Source organism: Clostridium sp. JS66 (assembly GCF_033561535.1).
Lineage (GTDB): Bacteria > Bacillota > Clostridia > Clostridiales > Clostridiaceae > Clostridium_AM > Clostridium_AM carboxidivorans.
Window position 1 is genome coordinate 5,787,993 of sequence record NZ_CP131467.1, and the last position, 22,705, is coordinate 5,810,697.

Consider the following 22,705-nt stretch of genomic DNA (forward strand, 5'->3'; position numbering starts at 1 on the left):
CAAGTTTTATTTCACTTAAATGCTTTTTAAGCTTTTTATCTCATCCTCAGACAATTCTCTATATTCTCCTTCTTCTAAATCCAAGTCTAACTCCATTGGTCCAAACTTTATTCTTTTTAAATAAACTACATTCTTATCCAAAGCATTAAACATTCTTTTAACCTGGTGAAACTTTCCTTCCTGTATGGTGACTTCAACTTTCGACCCATTTTCATCAGACTCTAAAATTTTAAGTTTCCCTGGAAGACATTTATATCCATCATCTAAAGTTATACCCATTTTAAATTTTTCTATATCATCTTGGTCTACAGGTTTATCTATTTCAGCATAATAAATCTTATCTACATGCCATTTTGGAGATATTAACCTATGATTTAGTTCTCCATCATTTGTAAGCAATAAAAGCCCTACTGTGTCCTTATCTAATCTTCCTACAGGAAATGGTTTAAATGCTTGATGTTCCGGATCAAGTAGGTCTACTACTGTTTCATCATAATTATCAAAAGTAGCAGAAACTACACCATCTGGTTTATTCATTATTAAATATATATTTTCTCTATAATTTACCATTTCACCTGAAACTCTTATTTCCTTATCATCGGGATCTATTTTCATTCCACTGTCTTTTACAACTTCATTATCAATCTCTACTAAACCTTGTTTTACTAAGGCTTTAATTTCTTTTCTTGTTCCATATCCTAAATTTGATAGAATCTTATCCAATCTTTCCATAAAAATCCTCCTATATTTGAGTGGTTTATATGAGTATTATATCCTGTTATACCCAAAATAAAAACAGCCTATATATAAGACTGTTTTTAAGTTTATTTTCCTGAATAATATTTCATAACTTTATTTACATAATCTCTTGTCTCATAAGGAAGTCTAGATATTCCTGAAACATCTGATACTCCTCTGTTTTGTAAGGTACCCGGACCTGCATTATAAGCTGCTAACGCTAATTGTTTATTATTAGCATACATATTAAGTAAAGACTTTAAATATTTCGTACCACCCTCTACATTTTGTTCTATGTTATAAGGATTCGAAACTCCAAGTTCACTAGCTGTACCAGGCATTAACTGCATAAGACCTTCTGCTCCAGCTTCTGAAACAGAATTAGGATTAAAATCTGATTCCTGTTTTATTACTGCCATTATTAAATTACTATCAACACCATATTTTTGTGAGGCTTTTCTTACAGCTTCATCTATAGTTAAATTACTGCTTTTTATATCACTTTTTAAATCTTTGTATATAGAATTAAGTCTTTCACCTGCTCCATAGCCAAGCTTACTTAAATCAGTTTCTCCCAAGGCCAACTTACTAAAATCCATATTTCCATCACTATCACTAAATGCTTTAGTTAAACTTTCTAAAATAAGTCCAAAGGAATCTGAATTCCCAAAAGCACTTTTAAAAATTTGAGTCATAAGTTGAGCTTGTAAAAGTTGTTCTACCTTTTTATTGTTATCAACATTCATTTTCTCACCAACCCTTAATATATACCTTAATTAATTTTATCGTAATACTTTAGTAAAACTTTAGAAATCTAATACTACTAAAAATACACTACTCTGCAAAGAAATCTATTATATCATAGTCTTCATAAGATCCCTTATAATATTGGCTTTTAGCTAAAACTAGTATTTTATACTTGCCTTTACTAAATGGTATAAACGTATAATACTTCTTTTTACTATAATTTTGAACTAAAGTCCAATCTCCTTTTTCCATTATGAAAAATTCATATAGAACATCTTTTCCACCTTCACTTTTGACAGTGAAAGTTGCTGAATCATTGCATAAAAACTTTGTTCTATCACAACTTATTTTTGTATTAGTTACTGGAAGTGCTTCATGAATTTTTGCTGAAATACACTTTTTACAATCAAATATCCTATCACTTTCTTTATTTTTAGCATACATTTCTACAGTATATAAACCACTACATTTTGGCACAAATGAATATCTCTTATCTTCTGTATATCCTGTTTCTTCAACTTTATGATCATTTATTCTTAAAACATAATTAACTAAAATACTACTAGTATTTTGAGTTATTACATTTAGCATAACCTTATCTCCAACTACATAGTAATCTTTTAAAGGGAACAAAACATACTCTATTTCTCCAGGTATAAATTTAAACACCTCTAAATTAAACACGTAATGACAATCAAATTTCCTATCAGAATATTTGTCTTTTACCCTAGCTTCAAATTGATAACTTCCTTCTTCCTTAGGTATAAAAGTTATAGTATTATTTTTATCATAATTAATTGTTTCTAAAACTCTATTTTCTCTTCTTATTATAAAGCCATATTCTAAATCTGTTCCTCCAGATGCATTGATTTTTACCTTTATAGGCTCATCTATCAACACCTTATGTTTTTTATCCATAATAACATCATTAATTTTTACCGGTTCTTTACTTTTTTCATCTACTGTAAATTCAATACATTCACAAGCTTCGTACTTTTCTTCTGAACTCTTATCCTTAACCCACAAGTATATTTTGTAATTTCCTGGTTTCTTAGTTTTCCAATCATAACTATTAGTTCTTATATATCCTGAATCCTCATTACAATTTCCTTCTATAATATACTTATATAATAACTCTTTTCCTCCAATAACATCTGCCTTTAAATTTATAACTGTTTCACATAACTGCGGAGAATTCAAATCTGTAGTAAAGCTTTTTATGCAAATATCCTTGTACTTCTTTACCAAAAAATTTATTATAGCCCTATCATCAAAACTTTTACTTGAATACATGTCCTTCACTAAGCATAAAAGTCTATATTCTCCACTTCTATTCTCTACATAACTTACAATTCTTTTTGTTGAATAATCTTGAATGCATTCCGTTTCACCATTACCATTTATTTTAATAAATTTATAAAGAATATTTCTTCCTTCTTCGTGAGATGTTTCTACCTTAAACGTAAGTTCATTACCTTCAATCAAATCTAAATTAACAGCATTAAAATCCTGTATCTCTACTCTCTTCAAATCCATTACATCAAATTCTACAGTTTGAAAGTCATCATAACTGTTTTGAGAATCAATATTTTTACATTCCACTAACATTTCGCCTTTTCCTTCAGACTTTACTGTCCATGAAAGTGTATTATCTGGTGAATAATCCTTTATAATTTCCCACTTATCATCTATTTTGAGCCAATACCTAAACATGAGTGGAAGTTTATTTGTATTTACAAATAAATTAACTTTCTCACCCAAATTAAATTTATATTTATCTAAACCTATACTATTTATTAATTTTTCTTCAACTTTTCCTATTATATAATTTTCTCTTGATACATAATCAAAGCTTTTTTGACTATCTTCTCTACGAGCTTGTACCATTATTATGTATTTGCCATCTTCTTCTGGTACCCATTCAACACTAGTCGCCTCACCAAAATCTTTTAAAGTACTCCAAATTCCATTTAAGCCTACCATGTATTTAAACATTAATTTTTCTTCTAATACATTGTTTATACTAATGAGAATTTTCGAGTTTTTTTCTTGTGGACTTTCCAAATTATATTTTATTTCTAACTCATTCATCTTCTCACCTACCCTTGATAGATAACATATTTAATTTATATTATACTATAATTCCATATTTTGTAATAGTCTTTTATTGATTTTATATCTTAATAATTTAGTTATATTTAATGATATTTGGGTAAATATATTTTAAAGGAGAGTGATACTATGGATAAAATTAGTAAATATGATCCAAATTACGCTTATAAAAAAGACACCATAGATACTGGTGTGTCTGAAGAAGGCTATCCTATTATTGAAAGAACTACCAATGGTCTTATTTTTCCTGAAGGGCCCCAAAATAATGTGGATATGAATGATGTTAAACCTTTTGATTAAAATTCAAGAAGGAACTTAATAAATACCATGTTTACCAAGTTCCTTCTTCTAAATTACCCTTTATTAACCTAATTAAATTTTTATAAAGCCTTTCATCATCTATTTTTGTCCTTTTTTTAGGACTTGAAGTTTTTCCACCACTCCGTCTTACTTTAGCTGATATATGCCTTTCAAATAAAAGCTTATCTATATTGCTATCGTCATAAATATAACCTTTAGGACTTATTGCATAAGCTTTCTTTCCAAGAGCCATAGCTGCCACACCATAATCCTGTGTAACTATAATATCATACTTTTTAGCAGCATTTGTTAATGCTACATCCACACTTTGAAATCCCTTATCCACATATTTTACAGTGCTATATTCACTAGTTATCATATGGGATATATCACAATACATAATCACATCTATGCTATTTTCTTTGGCTGCTTTCTCAATAATATGTCTTCCTGGACATGCATCTGCATCTACTATTATTCTCATATAATGCTCCTTTTTAATCAACCATAAACTTACAATCTAAGCATATTGCGAAGCAAAGCTTCGCAATATTTTTACTATGTAAATTAAAGTCTTTGCTCTAATTCAGCCTTCATGTCCTCATATCCTGGTTTTCCAAGAAGGGCAAACATATTTTTCTTATATGCTTCAACACCAGGTTGATTAAATGGATTTACTCCTAATAAATATCCACTAATACCACAAGCTTTTTCAAAGAAATATACCATATTTCCAAAATAATATGGTGTTAATTCTGGAACATTTACAACCATAGCTGGAACATTTCCGTCACTATGAGCTAAAATAGTTCCTCTAAATGCTTGTTGATTTACAAAGTCCATGGATTTCTTTGCTAGAAAGTTTAATCCATCTAAATTATCCTTATTCTCTTCTATAATTACATTTTTTCTTGGCTTTTCAACGTTTATAAATGTTTCTGTTAAAACTCTCAAACCTTCTTGAATGTATTGTCCCATAGAATGCAAATCTGTTGAAAAATCTGCTGCTGCTGGGAATATTCCTTTATTGTCTTTGCCTTCGCTTTCTCCAAATAATTGTTTCCACCATTCTCCAAAGTAATGTAAACAAGGCTCAAAATTTACCAACATCTCTGTAGTTTTACCCTTTGCATATAGAGCATTTCTAGCAGCTGCATACTTATATGCAGTATTTTTATTTAGATCTGATGAACTATATTGTTCTCTTGCATCAGCAGCACCCTGCATCATTTCATCTATATTTATTCCTGCTGCAGCTATTGGAAGTAATCCTACTGGAGTTAAAACAGAAAATCTGCCACCTACATTATCAGGAATTACAAATGTTTCATATCCCTCTGCATCAGCTAAGGTTTTTAATGCTCCCTTTGCTTTATCAGTAGTAGCAAATATTCTCTCTCTAGCTCCTTCCTTTCCATATTTCTTCTCCAATAAATCTTTAAATATTCTAAAAGCTATAGCTGGTTCAGTAGTTGTTCCTGATTTTGATATAACATTAACAGATATATCCATACCTTCTATAGCTTCCAATAAATCAGCCATATAAGTTGAACTTATATTATTTCCTACATAAAATATAGCAGGACTTTTTCTCTTATCCTTTGATATACTAGCACTAAAAGTATGTGAAAGCATTTCTATTGCAGCTCTAGCACCTAAATATGATCCACCAATTCCTATAACTATAAGAGCATCAGAATCCTTTCTAATTTTTTCAGCTGCTTTTTTTATTCTTGCAAATTCTTCTTTATCATAATTTATAGGAAGATCTACCCATCCTAAAAAATCACTACCAGCACCAGTTCCTTCATGAAGCATTTTATGTGCTGAGTTTACAAAAGGTTGTAAACTTTGTATTTCATGTTCTTGTAAATAAGGCATAGTTTTACTTAAATCTAATGTTAAATTTTTTGACATTTTCTTTCCTCCAAATCCTTATTAATTAGTTCTATTGAAATTCTATTCTATTTATTTATATAAATCAAGATAATAAATACATATTTTTCATAAAAATGAAAATGTAAACATTTACTTATAATTTTTATTTTCATTTATATTATTTGTTATAAAAAAGGTTTCTAAACAAAATAAAATGATTGGTATGATCATTTCTTACATACCAATCATTTGATTTTATTTATGAGAATTTGCTAATCTATTTAATTTATCTATAAGCTCTGTAACCTGCTGTAAATTTGCAGTAACTTCTTGAATTGCAGCAGATTGTTGTTCTGTAGTTTCTAATGTAGCACCAGATGATTCTATAGTTTTATCTACAGAATTCTCTATCTTGTTTGTAAGCTCTGATATTTTTAAAGCTGTTTCTTTAGAATTTTGAGATAAGCTTCTTATTTCTGTTGCAACAACACCAAAACCTCTTCCAACTTCACCAGCTCTAGCTGCTTCTATAGCGGCATTTAGGCCAAGCATTTTTGTTTGGTCTGCAATACTTTTTATTGAATCAAGTATTGTATTAATTTCCATAGATATATTTTTTACATTAACTATTTCTTCACTTAAGGTATGCTGATTATTAGTAACATTAACTGAGGATGCTGATAACTCTTCCATGGTTGCTGAAATTTGATTAAAATTATCTGAAAGCACTTGAGACATGTCTTTAATTTTTAATTCTTCATAGCCTATTTTAGAAAGTGCATTAGCAATTATGTATAATACTTCTGCAGCTGCTCTTACACTTTTTTCAGTAGTAATCTTTACTTTATTTACTGCTTCAACATATCCATTTTCGCTAACTCCTATTTCATTTGCAGTCTTTCTAAACTTAGATTCATCTGGAGAAGAATTTAATATTTGTCCACCTAAAATTGTTCCTATTTGCCTACCATCTATTAATATAGGTGCAGCAAAATCAATTAATCCTGCATGACAAGTATAAATATATGGTCTTCCTGTCCTTGCAGCTTCTTCTCCACCTCTCCTATGAGATTCAGCACACCTATCATCGCCTACTTTAGTAGAATGTGTAAATTTCATACAAAAATCTGTATAGGAGCTTGGCCTAGTTACTGGTTTTCCATTCATATCTACAGTTACACTGGCAATATCCATGCTTTCTGCAAAATTATCTTGAAATTTTTGAAGTAAATCAATATCAATAACATCTTTTATCTCTAGAGCATCAAAATCTACATCTGTACCATTAGTAATTTTTATCATAATAACTCCCCCAATTTAATATTTTTTGCTTTGAATATAATATTAACTTAATTTACATTTTTTTATTATTATATCATATAAATGGCCTAAATCAATGCAGTTTTAGTGCTTAAAAATTCAACTATTTTAATAATTTTTTTAAATGGAATTAGGCATTAGTATATAACTAATGCCTATTAAAAAAGCTAGCTTTTATTTCTCTAAGTTATTTAACTTAGGACATTAATTATTTTATAACTCAATTGTGTACTAAATGTTTATTTTTTAAAAACTATTTGTAAATATTTTCCTGTAACATGTTTTTTAATATAGCACATTTTGAAAATACCACATTAGTATTTTGTTTCCCATAAACATAGTAAAAATTGTACCTAATGCAATAAACGGACCAAATGCAATGTAATCCTTCCTTTCCTTTTTCTTTAAGATAATTAATAGTAAACTTATAATCGAACCAAATATGAACGAAAAATAAATGCTTATAACTGTTAGCTTAATCCCAAGAAATAGTCCTGAATAAAAACATATTTCAGCATCACCTAATCCCATGCCTTTAGTAAAAAGTGCTATAGCAGCTAATAATCCTCCACCAAATAATGCACCAAAAATATATTGTTTAAAATCATCATGACAGTAAGCACCCACCAATATAAATATAATTCCAAGTACTATTCCTATAACACTAGTGCTGAAATACACATCTGTAGTATTTAGATCAATCATTCCAACCACAATTAAAATGGCTATAAGAACTACATACTTTACAAATTGAATACTAGGACCATATTCCAAGTAAGTTAACAAAAATAAAATTCCTGTTACAAATTCTATAATAGGGTATCTAATGTATATCCTTTCATCACAATATCTGCACCGCCCCTTTAATAATATATAGCTGAAAATAGGAATTAAATCATACCACTTTATTTTACTTCCGCAGTCAGTACAATGAGATGGAGGATATGCTATTGATTCTCCTCTAGGTATTCTATCTATACATACATTAAGAAAACTTCCTATTATAAGACCAATAATCATTACAAAAATCCAATCTAATGTAACCATATTTTCTCCTTTTCTATGGAATAAATTAAAAGTTTCCTTATAATTCTGGTCTATATAATCAGTTTGTAATCATTATTTTATAAAATCATTTAATTACATTTTTTCTTTTGAAATTGTGTAATTAAGCAGCATACCAAATACAATAAACACTACAAACATACTCATCATAACTGCATATGGTCTCCAAATCCACATATCAAAACGAAATCCAGAAACCTCTCGTATCACCTGTGAGGATGCCATTGGAAGTGCATTTAAGATAAATTGCGAAAATCTCCATGGTACATTAATAAATAAAGCCATAATTATGTAGAAAATATTTATTGCAGTTCCTACTGCTATAGCCAAATTTGTATTTGCTGTTTTGTAGGATATCCATCCCATAATAGTTGTTAAAGCCATTACTCCTAAAAATTCGCTTATAAACATCAAAATTACTGCATCTCCTAATGTAAAATTTCCTATAGAAAATAGTGCTATTACTTTCAAACTACTCTTCAAAGTCTGAAATCCTGTAACCGAACCTAGAATTAGCACTGTACTAAGTGTTGCTATTAATGTTAACAATAGACCATATATCATAATTGGCAAAAGACGAAGAGCCATCATTTTTTTCCCTAGTTTTGTTGCATAAATAATTTCCATACTACCATCTTCCATACTTTCAGAATAAGTGTATGCTGCAAAAAATGTGACCATAAAGATAATTATTAGATAAGGAAACTTAAGATTATCAATTCCTAAATTCCAAAAATAACATCCAGGATACTTAACAAATGGTGTTTTTACCTTGTTCAATTCTTTAAGTGCCTTTTCCTGATCCTTTTGAGGGATTTTTTCTATAAGTGCAATTGATTTTTTTCTCCAGTATCCATAAAAATTCTTGGCATAAGCATCAGGGTAATCTTGAATTCTTTTTTCACAGTACAGCATTCCAGGATAAACCTCCACTAAACCCTGTATAAAAGTTACAAGTGGTTGATATTTTATTTCCTCTGATTTTTGATCTCTCACATTTTTTAGTCCCAGCCATAATTTATCTTCAGTCATTTCACCGGAATATATAGCCTCCTCTTTCATCACTTCATGTAGATTTTTTTCTCCTCCTATCAGTGCTGCACTTAATCCAGCGGTCAAAAGAAACATTCCTATTATTGAGAAAAGTACATACCTTGTAAAAAGTCGGCGCTTTAATTCTTGATATATCACCTCTTTACCTCCTTCTATAGTTTAATGCTGTGAATACTGTACTAAGTAAGAATGTAATTCCGCTCACCATAAGTAAAATTGACGGCATCCAAAAAACTTTTCCCAAAATTGTTGTCATGGGAAACTTTGATAATTCTACAAATTCTAGATATGAAAATACTACTCCTCCTGGTAACAATATCTTAATTGCATCAATAACAGGAGCGTTCATATTGATAAATATGCCGAAAAGAAAAGCCCCTAATATTGTCAATACACAAAGCTCAATGGCTCTTGATGATTTTTTAACTATAGACGAAATCCATGTAGCAAAACTTGCTATAGTTAAAATTCCTACTGCTCCAAAACCAAATAATTTTTTTATTAATTCCCCTTCATTGTAGTGAAAAAAACTTTTGCCCGAAACCTGTATTGATGTATTTAAAGCATTGTGAGGTAACGACTGACTAAGAAGTATAACATAAACACCCACTCCACAAAGATAGACAATAGATGCCATAATCAAAGGTATAACAATCTTTGCTGCAATAAGACTTTTTCTACCTTTCATTGTAGCTTTTATAATTTCATCCATTCCATTTTCTTTATCCCTTGCTATAATAGAACCTGCAAAAATTCCCACCATAACCATAAGCACAAATGAAAAAATCATCATGTGTCCAATTCCTTCATCCCATTGTTTAAATCCACTGTAATAAATATAAGGTTTTTTCACCTTATGCCAAGTTGAAAGAGCTAATGTCTTTTCACTTTGGTTATGTGCATTTTTATCAATATAATTACGATAATATAAGTCTTCATTTTTATAAAAATGCTTTCCCGCATCCTTAGGAATATGCAAAAGATCCTTTGTAGATTCTCCTCTCATATTTCTAAGTCTTAACTCCTGCACAACTAAGACATCAGCATAAACAGCATGTTTCAATAAATCTTTACTCATCACAATGTCACTATCTTTCTCGCCCTTTAATGAGTGAAGTAATGCATCACATCCCCTTTGAAATTTATCTTCAGTCATTTCTCCTGCAGTAACATTTCTATCGTTAGCTGCTGCTTCTATTGCCGATTTGCCTTTATAGCCTTTGTAACATCCTGTCTGCATAAAATCTTCAGTGGCTCCCCCTACAATAAACCAAGCCCATAATCCTGCCAGCATAATTGAAATTAAAATATATGTCAGCAGTCTTTTAAAGCTAAGCTGTCTTTTTAACTCTTGAAAAAATACATCCATTTTTATACCTCCTTCACTTTTGAAAGATAAAAATCATTAAGAGAAGGTGAAACTAATTTACTATTTGGCAAAGGAACATCTGCAATATAACGAATTGCAACCTGTCCCTTATCTTCATTTCGGAAATTCATAATCCTATATTCTTTTTCTACCTCTGCCATATCTCTTTCTGGAACAACTGTTTCAAATACGTTACCATCAAGTGTTTCAATTAGAGAACGACTTTCTCCCTCTGCGATTACTTTACCTTTTTCCATGAGTACAAGATAATTAGCAATAAATTCAATGTCTGAAACAATATGTGTAGACAAAATAACAATTTTTTCTTTACTTATTGTGGTTAAGTATTGACGGAATCTTCTTCTCTCTTCAATATCTAAACCAGCAGTAGGCTCATCTACTATTAAAATATCAGGATTATTTAACATAGCTTGACATATTCCAACTCTACGCTTCATACCTCCTGAGAGCTTATCCACCTTTTTCTTTCTAACTTCCAATAAATTAAATTGACTCAATAATTCACTTATTCTTTCATTTCTTAACTCTTTATTAATACCTTTTAAAACTCCAATGTAATGAAGAAAATCTTCCACTGACTGATTTTTATCATATCCAAATTGCTGAGGCAAATATCCTATTTTATCTAAATATTTACCATTAAGTTCACCAATATTTACATCATTAAGCATTATTTTTCCACTACTTGGCTTTATATTACCAACCAACATTCTCATTAATGTAGTTTTCCCTGCACCATTTGGTCCTAAAAGTCCCCAAATCCCTGGAGTAAATTCAAGATTTATATTACTGGCAGCCTTTAAATCTTTAAACTCCTTAGAAAGATCGTAAATTGTTAACTTCATGTTTCTTCCTCCTCAAAATTTATAAATACGCATTATGAAATAACCTCTTAGTCCATCTCTAAGAAGGTTATATAATAAAAAACCTTTCTTTTATCCTAAGTATAACTAAGATAAAAGAAAGGTTTATTCATAAATTATTTAGCAATTATAAAGATTTTATTAAGGAAAATATATATAAATTCACCATATTTATTATGCATTAAGTAAAGTGATAGTAAATGTAGTATGTCCACTCTTACTTTCTGCCTCTATTGATCCCTGATGTCTTTCTATAATTTCTCTTGCAATAGCAAGCCCTAGTCCTGCTCCAGCTGATTGACTTCTTGACTGATCTCTTCTATAAAACTTTTCAAATATAAGTTTTAATTCCTGCTCACTTATTACATCACCATCATTTTCTAGAAATAACTGTGTACTGTATTTCCCAACTTTGACCTTTATTTTTATGATAGAATCCTTATGACTATATGCTATAGCATTCTTTAATAAGTTGTTAAGTACCCTGGCAAATAGTGATCCATCAACGTAAAGTTTCGTATTAGGAGGCAGATTTATATCAAATTTTAAGTTTTTATCACGAAGCATAGGATATAGTTCTTCTGTCAACTGCTCTAAGAAAAAATCTGCATCTAATAAACTTTTATTCAAAGGAATTTGCTGAAGATTAAAGCGAGTAATATCAAAAAACTGATTCGTTAAATCTTCCAATCTATAGGCTTTTTTCAAAAGTTTTTTAATATAATCTCTACGCACATCTTCCGGTATTTCAGATTCATCTAAAATTGTGAGATAGCCAATAATGCTTGTAAGGGGAGTCTTTAAGTCATGTGCTAAATAAGTTACAAGGTCATTTTTTTTGCTCATCTCTAGTGAGATTTCCTGCTTTACAAGGTCATTCTCATGCATAAGATTACTTATTTCTGAATCAATGATTTTTAACTCCTGAACTTTTTGTGGAACTTCTCCTTTTATTAATAAAGATATACGTTGTTCTAACTCATCTATTGTCATTTTCCGTTCTTTATTTTGTGAGTATTTTGTTGTAACGTAAACAACTATTTCTAAAAGAATAAAACCCAAAACAGCTATGAATGTTAATATATCTTTAAGCCGCGGCCAGTAGAAAATACCTTTAGAACGCTCCACTCCTAAAAACAATACTTTTTCGCTGTCAAATAATATTTGATTTTGGAAATATTCTGCTACTAATCCTTCAAATTTTAAATCAATGAGGAACATTAAAATTATAAATATGAGAAAAGCTAAAATATAATAATTCCATTTCCATTTTTTACGCTTCAATGATATAACCTACCCCCCATACAGTTTTTATATATTCAGGATGTTCAAAAGATTCTTCCATTTTTTCTCTTAAATTTCTAATATGAACTGTTACTGTATTTGTAGATTTCGAATAGTATTCATCCTCTCTAAGCAAATGAAACAACTTTTCCCCACTTAGAACTTGTCCTCTATTTAATAGCAATATTTCAAGAAGATTAAATTCTGTAGGTGTCAACTTTAGCTCCTTTCCATTTAAATTAGCCTGTCTACTTTTTCTGTCTAAAATTAAACCTTTATAATATATGGTGCTATCTTCTTTGGTGTTTTCTCCATACTCCTTGTATCGTCTAAGCTGAGCTTTAACTCTTGCCATAACTTCCAGTGGATTAAAAGGTTTAGTAATATAATCATCTGCACCATAAGTAAGACCTATTATTTTATCTTGATCTGCTGTTTTGGCAGTGAGCATTATTATAGGGTACTTATATTTGGTTCGTATATTTTTACAAATATTAAGCCCACTTGTATCTGGCAGCATTAAATCCAAAATAACTAAGTCTGGCTCTCTATTTTCAAGAATTTCAAAAGCCTCTTTACCATTTTCTGCTTCCCATGCTTCAAAGGATTCAGCTTTTAAATAGATTTTTAATATATCTCTGATATCTTTATCATCTTCTACAATCAATATTTTTTCCATTTGATTCCTCCACGTGTTTGTCCCCAAAAACTTATAATTTATTGGTTACATGCGAGTACAATTATACCAAATAAAATTAGTATACTCATAATCATTTATGTCTTTTTTAAATCCAACATGGATTCATTACAATATTACATCATTTCACCTTTACTGATTCAATCAAAATTGGTTGTGAAAAACTTTCTAAGTTTAACTTATCATGAGAAATATAATAATAATTATTGCGAATGGCATAAAATCGTATAGTTGCAGATGGTAAGACCTCAAACTCCTTTCCATCATCAAGACTCATAACAATATCAAATGATTGAGAAGAATACTGAGTCTTTAAAATAGTTTTTATTAACTTTACTGTAAATAATGCAGTTTGTAACAAACATATAATATCTTCTGAATCGTTTATATATATTTCATTACAATCCCATTCTAATTTAGTAAGCATTTCTTCAGTGAATTTTACATTATCGTTATCAATTAAATTACAGCAGTTATTTTTTAAATAAAAGTAAGGTTCACCATCACAATTTACTCCTCGCAATATGTATAAATTTATGCTACTACTAGATTCATTTAATTTAGAACTTATATTTAAATAACTTTCCATTTCCTTGTTATATATCATTCAAAATCCTCCAAGCAGAATTTAAATATTCTTTAACTCACAATAATTACTACATCATTAATCCAATTATATAGCAAATAAAGGAATTACTCTAGAAGTTACTATTAATCATACTAAAATTGAACTAATTGTTTTTTTGTGCTTTGCCTTTAATTTTTAGTTGTTGTATAAATTGTTCATAAATTTCATTATACTACTTCTTCTCCTTATTAAGTTTTTTCCAATTATGAACACCCCACGATTTCTCCACGCTTTACTTCTAAAACACCCTCTTTTTAAGCACAAAAAACATAAAAAAGTGCTTATGATATTCTGTTAATTTAAGAAATATCATAAACACTTTTTTCATATATATTTTTATCTCTATTTTGTTAAGCCATTGACATACCTATCTGTAACTGCTATTCCCACTCAATAGTAGCAGGTGGTTTTGAAGTTACGTCGTAAACAATTCTGTTTACTCCTTTAACTTCGTTAACAATTCTTCTGCTTACTTTGTCTAAAACTTCGTAAGGTATTCTTGCCCAGTCAGAAGTCATTGCATCAGAAGATGTTACTGCTCTTAAAGCTACTGTATGGCAATAAGTTCTTTCATCTCCCATAACTCCTACAGATTGAATATTTGGTAGGCATGCAAAGTACTGCCATATCTTTTCATCCAATCCTGCATTAGCTATTTCTTCTCTGAAGATAGCATCTGCTTCTCTTGTTATTTCCAACTTTTCTTCTGTTATTTCTCCAAGAACTCTTATTGCAAGCCCAGGTCCTGGGAAAGGCTGTCTCCAAACTAATTTATGAGGAATTCCAAGTTCTTCTCCAACAGCTCTTACTTCATCCTTAAATAGTTCTCTTAAAGGCTCTATTAGTTTAAATTGCATGTCTTCTGGAAGTCCACCAACATTGTGATGGCTTTTTATTGTAGCAGAAGTATTAGTCCCACTTTCAACTACATCTGGATATATAGTTCCTTGAACAAGGAAACTTATCTCTCCAAGCTTATTTGCTTCTTCTTCAAACACTCTTATAAACTCTTCGCCTATGATCTTTCTCTTTCTTTCAGGATCACTTACACCTGCAAGCCTTCCTAAAAATCTATCTTTAGCATTTACCCTTATTAAATTCATATCAAATTGTTTCTTAAATATTGATTCAACTTGATCTCCTTCATCTTTTCTAAGAAGACCATGATCTACAAATATACATGTAAGTTGTTTTCCAATAGCTTTATGAACAAGTACAGCGGCAACAGATGAATCAACTCCACCAGATAAAGCACATATAACTTTCTTGTCGCCAACCTTTTCTTTTATACCTTTAATCTGCTCTTCTGCAAAAGAAGTCATTGACCAATCTCCCTTTAAATTACAAACTTTAAATAGGAAATTTGAAAACATCTTTTTACCAAAAGGAGTATGCTCTACTTCTGGATGGAACTGAACTCCGTATATTTTCTTATCAGGATTCTCCATAGCAGCTACAGGACATTGGCTTGTAGTAGCTATTACATTAAATCCTTCTGGAGCATGAGATACATAATCCGTATGACTCATCCAGCAGCTTTGCTCTTCATCCATTCCATCAAATAATGCAGATTTATTATTTAATTTTACATTTGCTTTTCCATATTCTCTTACATCTGGACTTTCAACTTTTCCACCTAAAGTATATGCTATAAGCTGTTCTCCATAACATATTCCAAGTACAGGAACCCCTAAGTTAAATATTTCTTTATCTATTCTTGGAGCACCTTCGCCATAAACACTGTTAGGTCCACCTGTAAAAATTATGCCCTTAGGATTTTTTTCTTTTATTTTATCTATTGTATATGTATAAGGTATTATCTCACAATAAACATTATTTTCTCTTACTCTTCTAGCTATTGTTTGATTGTATTGACCACCAAAGTCAACTACAAGAACTAATTCTCTTTGCATAATTACCTCCAAATATTTTAATTAAAATTAAGAATTGTAAGCTACAATTCTTAACTTTAACTGTAAACTATTAAATTTTATTGATTAACACTATAGTTTGGTGCTTCTTTAGTTATTGATATATCATGTGGATGACTTTCTCTAAGTCCTGCTGATGTCTGTACTACAAATGTAGCATTTTCATCTAACTCAGTTAAAGTTCTAGCTCCTAAATATCCCATACCTGAACGTATTCCACCTAAAAGTTGGAATATAGTGTCTGCTACATATCCCTTATAAGGAACTCTTCCTTCAACACCTTCTGGAACTAATTTCTTATTTCCTTCTTGGAAATATCTATCTTTACTTCCACAAGCCATGGCAGCTAATGATCCCATTCCTCTGTATACTTTATAGCTTCTTCCTTGATATATTTCAGTTTCTCCTGGTGCTTCGTCACATCCAGCAAGCATTGATCCCATCATGGCAACTTTTGCTCCAGCTGATAATGCTTTTACTACATCTCCTGAATATTTTATACCACCATCTGCAATAATTGGAACTCCATATTTCTTTGCTTCCTCTGCACAATCCATTACTGCAGTAAGCTGAGGTACTCCAACACCAGATACAACTCTTGTAGTACATATAGAACCAGGTCCTATACCAACCTTAACACAATCTGCTCCTGCAAGAATAAGATCTCTTGTTGCTTCAGCTGTTGCAACATTTCCTGCAATAACTTGAAGATCAGGATAGTTTTCCTTTATTAATTTAACAGAATCCATAACTCCCTTAGAATGTCCATGAGCTGTATCTAAATTTACAACATCTACTCCAACCTTAACTAAAGCTGCAACACGTTCTAACATATCAGCAGTAACCCCTACTGATGCTCCACATAAAAGTCTTCCTCTTGCATCCTTTGCACTATTAGGAAATTTTTTAACTTTCTCAATGTCTTTTATAGTTATAAGTCCTATTAGATTATTGTCCTTATCTACCAATGGAAGTTTTTCTATCCTATGATTTTTTAATAGTTCCTTTGCTTCTTCTATAGTAGTATCTTCTGGGGCAGTTATTAAATTTTCTTTAGTCATTACTTCACTTATTTTTCTAGAATACTCTGTTTCAAACACAATATCTCTATTTGTTATTATTCCAACGAGTTTTCCAGCTACAGTAATTGGAACACCTGATATTCTATACTTACTCATAAGTGATAATGCATCCTCTATGCTGTTATCTGGTGAAAGAGAAAATGGATCTGTTATTACTCCGTTTTCCTGTCTTTTTACTCTATCTACTTCCATAGCCTGCTCTTCTATACTCATATTCTTATGTATAATACCTATTCCGCCTTCTCTTGCCATAGCTATAGCCATTTTAGAGTTAGTAACAGTATCCATACCAGCACTCATAAGTGGTATATTTAATTTTATCTTCTTAGTCAAATTAGTAGTCAAAGAAACCTCTCTTGGCAACACCTCTGATTTATTTGGAACTAATAGTACATCATCAAAAGTATATGCTTGTTTTAAAATTTTTCCCATTCTAAATCAACTCCCTCTTATATTATAAACAATAATTAATAAACAAATCATTAAATATTTTTAGATTTTTTGTAAAAAAAAACACATTAAATCACCAAAGAGTGAAATTAATATGTTTATACACAATAACCTCACCCATAGTCGGAAATTTACGGCTTCCGGTAGATACTCCCTGCCATATCCAGGGGATATATGAGTCGAATGAAACTTTTGTTTCATATATTAATAAAATTGCAACTTATTAATCTATATTATTTGAACTATTTACATTATTTTATTCAATTTTTATACCTTTGTCAATTATTTTATTTTAAAATCGGGATGTTTTAACACATATATATACGTTTTCATAATAAAATTCTACAAAATTCATAAAATAAAGTAAAAAAATAATATTTCGTTTTCAAAGAAAACTGTAAAAATTGCTTCACTGAAAATAAATGATAAAAAAAGAATTCAATCTTTTTTTATTTTTCCTTTAATCCTATCATTATCAAACTTCCAATACTTACAAAACTATTAGTTATTCATTATTAACTCTTAACTAAAAAAGCTTCCTATTATAATTAGTATTATGTATAATATAACTGCATTTCAATAATAACAATATGCTTGATAAAATGAATTAGTATGAAAAGGAGCTTTACTTACATATGATAAATTTTGAAAGAAAATACAATAGAATGTTTTTAAAAAAAATTATACAGTCTATATCTAAATTCAATATGATTGAAAGCGGTGACAGAGTAGCTGTAGGCCTCTCTGGAGGTAAAGACAGTGTATTTCTACTTTTCTGTCTTAAACTAATTCAGCAGACCCATATAAAAGACTTTAGCCTTATGGGAGTTAATATAGATATGGGGCTTGGAATGGACATATCTCCTTTAATAAACTTTTGTAATGAAAATGAAATACCTATAATTATAGAAAAGACTAATATAGCTGAAGTAATTTTTGAAGAAAGGAAGGAAAAAAGTCCTTGTTCTCTATGTTCTAAATTAAGGAAAGGCGCTTTAGTAAGAGTTGCAAAAGCTAATAATATTAATAAAATAGCTTTAGGCCACAACACAGATGATGTAATAGAAACTCTCTTTATGAATGTACTAAAAGTTGGCAAGTTAGGTGTCTTTCATCCTAACATATATCATGAAGACAACAAGATGAATATAATAAGACCTATGATATATTTAAGAGAACCTTTAATAGAAAAGCTTGTTAAAGATTTAAATTTGCCTGTAATAAAAAGTCTTTGCCCTGAAGATAAAAAAACTACAAGGGAAGAAATGAAAAATTTATTATTTTCTCTTGAAAACATTTATGAGGATGCTGCTGATAAAATTATAAAATCTTTAGATAACGTTGATTATGAAAGCTTATGGAATAAAAAGTAAAAGTTAAACCCATCACTTTAAAAGTGCTGGGTTTATGAACAATCTGATTATTATTTTTGACTTAATTTTAGTACATTCCGTCCATTCCCATTCCTGGTGCTCCACCTGGCATTGGTGCATTGTTCTTTTCTGGAATATCAGCTACTGCAGCTTCTGTAGTTAAGAATGTAGAAGCTACTGATGCAGCATTTTGAAGTGCTGATCTTGTAACCTTAGTTGGGTCAACTATACCTACTTTTAACATGTTTACATAAGTATCATGTAAAGCATCATATCCTACTCCAGCTTCATTAGCTTTAACTTTTTCAATTATAACTGAACCTTCAACTCCCGCATTTGTAGCTATTTGTCTTACTGGTTCTTCAAGAGCTTTTGTTATTATATCAATACCTACTTTTATATCATAAACATCTGAAGTAAGTTTTGCTACTTCTGGAATTGCATTAATATATGCTGTTCCACCACCAGCAACGATTCCTTCTTCAACAGCAGCTTTTGTTGCAGCTAGTGCATCTTCTATTCTTAATTTTCTTTCCTTTAATTCTGTTTCAGTTGCAGCACCAACTTTGATTACAGCTACTCCACCAGCAAGTTTTGCAAGTCTTTCCTGTAATTTTTCTCTATCAAAATCTGATGTAGTTTCTTCTATTTGTTTCTTTATTTGAGATACTCTATCATGAATAGCAGTCTTATCACCTTTTCCATTTACTATTGTAGTATTTTCTTTAGTGATTTTAACTGATTCAGCTCTTCCAAGCATTTCTATTGTAGTATCTTTTAATTCTCTTCCTAATTCTTCAGATATTACTTCTCCACCAGTAAGTATAGCTATATCTTGAAGCATTTCTTTTCTTCTGTCACCAAAACCTGGAGCTTTAACAGCTACACAAGTAAAAGTTCCTCTTAGCTTATTAACAACTAAAGTTGCTAATGCTTCTCCTTCTACATCTTCACCTAAGATTAATAATTTTTTACCCTGTTGAACTATTTGTTCAAGTACTGGTAATATATCCTGAATATTTGATATTTTCTTATCAGTAATTAATATATATGCATCTTCTATGTTAGCTTCCATCTTTTCTGTATCTGTAACCATATATGGGCTTACATATCCTCTGTCAAACTGCATACCTTCAACAACGTCTAATTCAGTTCCCATAGTTTTTGATTCTTCAACAGTTATAACACCTTCGTTGCCTACTTTTTCCATAGCGTCAGCTATAAGCTTACCTATTTCTTCATCAGCAGCTGATATTGCAGCAACTCTTGCTATATCTTCTTTTCCGTTAACTGTTTTTGAACTTTTCTTTATTTCTTCAACAGCTTTATTAACAGCCATTCTTATACCTTGTCTTATAAGTATTGGATTAGTACCAGCTGTAACATTTTTTAATCCTTCTCTTATAATTGCTTGTGCAAGTAATGTTGCTGTAGTAGTTCCATCTCCTGCTACATCATTTGTCTTTGTAGCAACTTCTTTAACTAATTGTGCTCCCATATTTTCATATGCATCTTCTAATTCTATTTCTTTAGCTATAGTAACACCATCATTAGTTATAAGTGGTGAGCCAAATTTTTTATCTAATATAACGTTTCTTCCTTTTGGTCCAAGTGTAACTTTTACAGTATTAGCAAGCTTATCTACCCCTGCCTGCATTGCTCTTCTTGCTTCTTCACTAAATAAAATACTTTTTGCCATATTAAAACCTCCTATACAATTATTCTATTACTGCTAATATGTCATCTTGTTTTAAAATAGTGTATTCAACACCATCCATTTTAATTTCGTTTCCTGCATATTTGGAGAATAAAACTTTCTCTCCAACTTTAACTTCCATTTTAACTTCTTTTCCATTAACTACTCCGCCAGGTCCTACAGCCACAATTTCAGCTTCTTGTGGTTTTTCCTTTGCTGCTCCTGGTAAAACTATTCCGCTTTTTGTAGTTTCTTCTGCCTCTAATCTTTTAATAACGACTCTGTCTCCAAGTGGTCTAATGTTCATTTAAACCCCTCCTTAAATTACTTTTAATTTATTTTATATAATTAATTAGCTTTTATTATTAGCACTCACTTCATTTGAGTGCTAACACAATTATTATAATAATGAATAATGTCTATATTTTCAAATTTCAATTTCATACTTATTAAATTATTTACTGTAAAATAATCAAATAATCACGCTATAGATAAGTATTTCGCCTTTTTTCTAAACATTTCATCAATATACTAATTATTCAAAATAATTTCTAAATTATACCCCTGCTTATTATTGTTATTTTTTACTTATCAGGTTATAATACACAATATAAATCAATAATTTTAGTTATACTTGAAAACTAAATAAAAACCCCCAGGAGGATTTTTATTATGAAGCTAAGCACATACTTTAAAATTATATTTTCTATTTCCATATCCATATTCATATTATTGTTTTCTATAAAGACTACTTTAAACTTTAAATATCTTTATTATTTCGATATAAATCATTTAAATATAGAAAATAGTACCTCGTTATCAAAAAAGGAAATACAAATTACTTATGATTATTTAATAGATTATATAAATGGTCCAAAAAACGAAACATTTAATATACCAACCCTTACATCTTCTAATGAAGGTAAAATTCATTTTTTAGAAGTTAAAAATCTATTTAGCAAATTAAACTCTATGTTCTTTATTTTTACTACAATAAGTATTTTAGGTATTTTATATGCTTATAAATATAAACTTTTTTCTATTTTCAACTGGGCATTCAACTTACTTTTATTTATATGCTTATTTACCTGGATACCGTTTTATGTAAATTTCAACAAAAGCTTTAACTTTTTTCATGAAACAGTCTTTAAAAATAACTATTGGTTATTTGATCCTAATAAAGACCCGGTAATTAACATTTTGCCTGAAAAATATTTTTTTCATTGTGCTATTTTAATAATTTTAATTACACTTATAGGAAGCTTGCTTTTAAAAATAATATATATTAAAAATAAAAATGGGAAATAGATAAATATAATCTATTTCCCATTTCTAAAGGAACTACGTTTAATAATTTTCTTTACTAATATCTCACCTTTAAATACTCCTATAGCAAATAATAAAGTCATAACAACAGCTATAAGTATCAATATGGTTTTATTACCAGAACCAATTTTAGCACCAAAATATGCAGATATAAATATTCCTGGAATCCTTCCTAATGTAGAATATATCATAAAATCTTTAAAAGTCACATTTGAAACGCCGCATATATACGCTAATACATCTTTAGGTATGCCTGGTATCAAATACAACAAAAAAACCACAAAATTCATATGACCCAAATTTAAAATTCTTTTAAAAAAATTTGTATCCTTATTAGATATTATTTTATCTATTAGAGGCTTACCACAAAAATGAGAAATCCAAAACACAATCATACTTCCAGCAGTTATTCCTAATAAAGATATAATACTTCCACCTATTGTTCCATATATATATCCTCCTGCAATTTGCACAATTTCTCCCGGAATAAAAAATGCTACAACCTGTATAACCTGAAGCATAAAAAATACCATAATACTGTACTTTCCATAAGACATTATTATGTGTTTTATTTTATTAGGGTCCTTAAACAAGAAAAAATACTTACTATAATATTCATATGCTGAATAAATTAGAAATATAAATATTATACTTAAAACAATATATGACTTATATTGTTTAATTTTATTTAAAATTTTCCTAGGGAAATCTTCAAACATACTTTCACCTTAATTCTATATATAATAAACATTTATTATATATTATCAATTAA

At 29.7% G+C, this 22,705-nt stretch carries 21 protein-coding genes and 1 riboswitch; of the genes, 3 read left to right on the top strand and 18 right to left on the bottom strand.

The window, feature by feature from the left end; translation table 11 throughout:
- Positions 1-15 precede the first annotated feature (15 nt).
- The 3 genes from Q6H37_RS26930 to Q6H37_RS26940 form a co-directional block, all read right to left on the bottom strand.
- Positions 16-732, bottom strand: a complete 717-nt coding sequence (locus tag Q6H37_RS26930; protein ID WP_318737942.1) for a pseudouridine synthase — start codon at positions 730-732, stop codon at positions 16-18.
- Between the two features lie 92 nt (positions 733-824).
- Positions 825-1,484 carry a lytic transglycosylase domain-containing protein gene (locus Q6H37_RS26935; protein ID WP_318737943.1) on the bottom strand — a complete coding sequence of 220 codons (660 nt, stop codon included), beginning with the start codon at positions 1,482-1,484 and terminating at the stop codon, positions 825-827.
- A gap of 88 nt (positions 1,485-1,572) precedes the next feature.
- Positions 1,573-3,576, bottom strand: a complete 2,004-nt coding sequence (locus Q6H37_RS26940; protein ID WP_318737944.1) for a triple tyrosine motif-containing protein — start codon at positions 3,574-3,576, stop codon at positions 1,573-1,575.
- A 150-nt stretch (positions 3,577-3,726) separates the two neighbouring features.
- Here Q6H37_RS26940 and Q6H37_RS26945 point away from each other — a divergent pair, with 150 nt between their 5' ends.
- A complete protein-coding gene (locus Q6H37_RS26945) occupies positions 3,727-3,897 on the top strand; it encodes a hypothetical protein (RefSeq protein WP_007062265.1) in 171 nt (56 codons plus the stop codon).
- A 31-nt stretch (positions 3,898-3,928) separates the two neighbouring features.
- On the opposite strand, the gene Q6H37_RS26950 is transcribed toward Q6H37_RS26945, so the two are convergent.
- The 12 genes from Q6H37_RS26950 to guaB all read right to left on the bottom strand — a co-directional run bounded on the left by Q6H37_RS26950 (position 3,929) and on the right by guaB (position 17,520).
- Positions 3,929-4,381 carry a YaiI/YqxD family protein gene (locus tag Q6H37_RS26950; protein WP_318737945.1) on the bottom strand — a complete coding sequence of 151 codons (453 nt, stop codon included), beginning with the start codon at positions 4,379-4,381 and terminating at the stop codon, positions 3,929-3,931.
- Between the two features lie 83 nt (positions 4,382-4,464).
- Positions 4,465-5,814: a glucose-6-phosphate isomerase gene (locus Q6H37_RS26955; protein ID WP_318737946.1), complete on the bottom strand. Its 1,350-nt coding sequence runs from the start codon at positions 5,812-5,814 to the stop codon at positions 4,465-4,467.
- A gap of 216 nt (positions 5,815-6,030) precedes the next feature.
- Positions 6,031-7,077 carry a PocR ligand-binding domain-containing protein gene (locus tag Q6H37_RS26960; RefSeq protein ID WP_318737947.1) on the bottom strand — a complete coding sequence of 349 codons (1,047 nt, stop codon included), beginning with the start codon at positions 7,075-7,077 and terminating at the stop codon, positions 6,031-6,033.
- A 303-nt stretch (positions 7,078-7,380) separates the two neighbouring features.
- Positions 7,381-8,142, bottom strand: a complete 762-nt coding sequence (locus Q6H37_RS26965; RefSeq protein WP_318737948.1) for a prepilin peptidase — start codon at positions 8,140-8,142, stop codon at positions 7,381-7,383.
- Between the two features lie 93 nt (positions 8,143-8,235).
- A complete protein-coding gene (locus Q6H37_RS26970; RefSeq protein ID WP_318737949.1) occupies positions 8,236-9,351 on the bottom strand; it encodes a hypothetical protein in 1,116 nt (371 codons plus the stop codon).
- A gap of 4 nt (positions 9,352-9,355) precedes the next feature.
- Positions 9,356-10,582, bottom strand: a complete 1,227-nt coding sequence (locus tag Q6H37_RS26975; protein ID WP_318737950.1) for an ABC transporter permease — start codon at positions 10,580-10,582, stop codon at positions 9,356-9,358.
- 2 nt (positions 10,583-10,584) lie between these two features.
- A complete protein-coding gene (locus tag Q6H37_RS26980) occupies positions 10,585-11,448 on the bottom strand; it encodes an ABC transporter ATP-binding protein (RefSeq protein WP_318737951.1) in 864 nt (287 codons plus the stop codon).
- A 192-nt stretch (positions 11,449-11,640) separates the two neighbouring features.
- Complete coding sequence (locus Q6H37_RS26985; RefSeq protein WP_318737952.1) at positions 11,641-12,750, bottom strand: HAMP domain-containing sensor histidine kinase; 1,110 nt, start codon at positions 12,748-12,750, stop codon at positions 11,641-11,643.
- A complete protein-coding gene (locus Q6H37_RS26990; protein ID WP_318737953.1) occupies positions 12,740-13,429 on the bottom strand; it encodes a response regulator transcription factor in 690 nt (229 codons plus the stop codon). The genes Q6H37_RS26985 and Q6H37_RS26990 overlap by 11 nt, the downstream gene beginning before the upstream one ends.
- 139 nt (positions 13,430-13,568) lie before the next feature.
- A complete protein-coding gene (locus tag Q6H37_RS26995) occupies positions 13,569-14,054 on the bottom strand; it encodes a hypothetical protein (protein WP_318737954.1) in 486 nt (161 codons plus the stop codon).
- A 401-nt stretch (positions 14,055-14,455) separates the two neighbouring features.
- Positions 14,456-15,988 carry a glutamine-hydrolyzing GMP synthase gene (guaA, locus tag Q6H37_RS27000; protein WP_318737955.1) on the bottom strand — a complete coding sequence of 511 codons (1,533 nt, stop codon included), beginning with the start codon at positions 15,986-15,988 and terminating at the stop codon, positions 14,456-14,458.
- A gap of 77 nt (positions 15,989-16,065) precedes the next feature.
- On the bottom strand, positions 16,066-17,520 hold the full coding sequence (guaB, locus tag Q6H37_RS27005) for an IMP dehydrogenase (protein ID WP_318737956.1): 1,455 nt from the start codon (positions 17,518-17,520) through the stop codon (positions 16,066-16,068).
- Positions 17,521-17,638: 118 nt separating this feature from the next.
- Positions 17,639-17,736, bottom strand: a riboswitch (purine riboswitch).
- A 437-nt stretch (positions 17,737-18,173) separates the two neighbouring features.
- Between guaB and Q6H37_RS27010 the strand changes: the two genes are divergently transcribed.
- Complete coding sequence (locus Q6H37_RS27010) at positions 18,174-18,911, top strand: tRNA 2-thiocytidine biosynthesis TtcA family protein (protein WP_318737957.1); 738 nt, start codon at positions 18,174-18,176, stop codon at positions 18,909-18,911.
- A 67-nt stretch (positions 18,912-18,978) separates the two neighbouring features.
- Here Q6H37_RS27010 and groL read toward each other — a convergent pair whose 3' ends face one another.
- Together groL and groES are read right to left on the bottom strand one after the other, a co-directional pair.
- Positions 18,979-20,610 carry a chaperonin GroEL gene (gene groL, locus Q6H37_RS27015; RefSeq protein ID WP_007061535.1) on the bottom strand — a complete coding sequence of 544 codons (1,632 nt, stop codon included), beginning with the start codon at positions 20,608-20,610 and terminating at the stop codon, positions 18,979-18,981.
- 19 nt (positions 20,611-20,629) lie between these two features.
- Positions 20,630-20,914: a co-chaperone GroES gene (groES, locus tag Q6H37_RS27020; RefSeq protein ID WP_007061534.1), complete on the bottom strand. Its 285-nt coding sequence runs from the start codon at positions 20,912-20,914 to the stop codon at positions 20,630-20,632.
- A gap of 365 nt (positions 20,915-21,279) precedes the next feature.
- On the opposite strand from groES, the gene Q6H37_RS27025 reads away from it, so the two are divergent.
- Positions 21,280-21,915 (top strand): TIGR01906 family membrane protein, encoded by a 636-nt coding sequence (locus tag Q6H37_RS27025; protein WP_318737958.1) that lies wholly within the window; start codon positions 21,280-21,282, stop codon positions 21,913-21,915.
- Positions 21,916-21,926: 11 nt separating this feature from the next.
- Here the strand turns inward: Q6H37_RS27025 and Q6H37_RS27030 are convergent, their stop codons facing one another.
- The gene (locus Q6H37_RS27030; RefSeq protein WP_318737959.1) at positions 21,927-22,652 is read right to left on the bottom strand and encodes a TVP38/TMEM64 family protein; all 726 of its coding nucleotides are present in this window, start codon (positions 22,650-22,652) and stop codon (positions 21,927-21,929) included.
- Positions 22,653-22,705: the final 53 nt, after the last annotated feature.

What these genes read in the sequence shown, in the direction of transcription:
- Q6H37_RS26930 (WP_318737942.1), bottom strand. Translation starts at nt 732, where the DNA reads ATGGAAAGATTGGATAAGATTCTATCAAATTTAGGATATGGAACAAGA.
- Q6H37_RS26935 (WP_318737943.1), bottom strand. Translation starts at nt 1,484, where the DNA reads ATGAATGTTGATAACAATAAAAAGGTAGAACAACTTTTACAAGCTCAA.
- Q6H37_RS26940 (WP_318737944.1), bottom strand. Translation starts at nt 3,576, where the DNA reads ATGAATGAGTTAGAAATAAAATATAATTTGGAAAGTCCACAAGAAAAA.
- Q6H37_RS26945 (WP_007062265.1), top strand. Translation starts at nt 3,727, where the DNA reads ATGGATAAAATTAGTAAATATGATCCAAATTACGCTTATAAAAAAGAC.
- Q6H37_RS26950 (WP_318737945.1), bottom strand. Translation starts at nt 4,381, where the DNA reads ATGAGAATAATAGTAGATGCAGATGCATGTCCAGGAAGACATATTATT.
- Q6H37_RS26955 (WP_318737946.1), bottom strand. Translation starts at nt 5,814, where the DNA reads ATGTCAAAAAATTTAACATTAGATTTAAGTAAAACTATGCCTTATTTA.
- Q6H37_RS26960 (WP_318737947.1), bottom strand. Translation starts at nt 7,077, where the DNA reads ATGATAAAAATTACTAATGGTACAGATGTAGATTTTGATGCTCTAGAG.
- Q6H37_RS26965 (WP_318737948.1), bottom strand. Translation starts at nt 8,142, where the DNA reads ATGGTTACATTAGATTGGATTTTTGTAATGATTATTGGTCTTATAATA.
- Q6H37_RS26975 (WP_318737950.1), bottom strand. Translation starts at nt 10,582, where the DNA reads ATGGATGTATTTTTTCAAGAGTTAAAAAGACAGCTTAGCTTTAAAAGA.
- Q6H37_RS26980 (WP_318737951.1), bottom strand. Translation starts at nt 11,448, where the DNA reads ATGAAGTTAACAATTTACGATCTTTCTAAGGAGTTTAAAGATTTAAAG.
- Q6H37_RS26990 (WP_318737953.1), bottom strand. Translation starts at nt 13,429, where the DNA reads ATGGAAAAAATATTGATTGTAGAAGATGATAAAGATATCAGAGATATA.
- Q6H37_RS26995 (WP_318737954.1), bottom strand. Translation starts at nt 14,054, where the DNA reads ATGATATATAACAAGGAAATGGAAAGTTATTTAAATATAAGTTCTAAA.
- guaA (WP_318737955.1), bottom strand. Translation starts at nt 15,988, where the DNA reads ATGCAAAGAGAATTAGTTCTTGTAGTTGACTTTGGTGGTCAATACAAT.
- guaB (WP_318737956.1), bottom strand. Translation starts at nt 17,520, where the DNA reads ATGGGAAAAATTTTAAAACAAGCATATACTTTTGATGATGTACTATTA.
- Q6H37_RS27010 (WP_318737957.1), top strand. Translation starts at nt 18,174, where the DNA reads ATGATAAATTTTGAAAGAAAATACAATAGAATGTTTTTAAAAAAAATT.
- groL (WP_007061535.1), bottom strand. Translation starts at nt 20,610, where the DNA reads ATGGCAAAAAGTATTTTATTTAGTGAAGAAGCAAGAAGAGCAATGCAG.
- groES (WP_007061534.1), bottom strand. Translation starts at nt 20,914, where the DNA reads ATGAACATTAGACCACTTGGAGACAGAGTCGTTATTAAAAGATTAGAG.
- Q6H37_RS27025 (WP_318737958.1), top strand. Translation starts at nt 21,280, where the DNA reads ATGAAGCTAAGCACATACTTTAAAATTATATTTTCTATTTCCATATCC.
- Q6H37_RS27030 (WP_318737959.1), bottom strand. Translation starts at nt 22,652, where the DNA reads ATGTTTGAAGATTTCCCTAGGAAAATTTTAAATAAAATTAAACAATAT.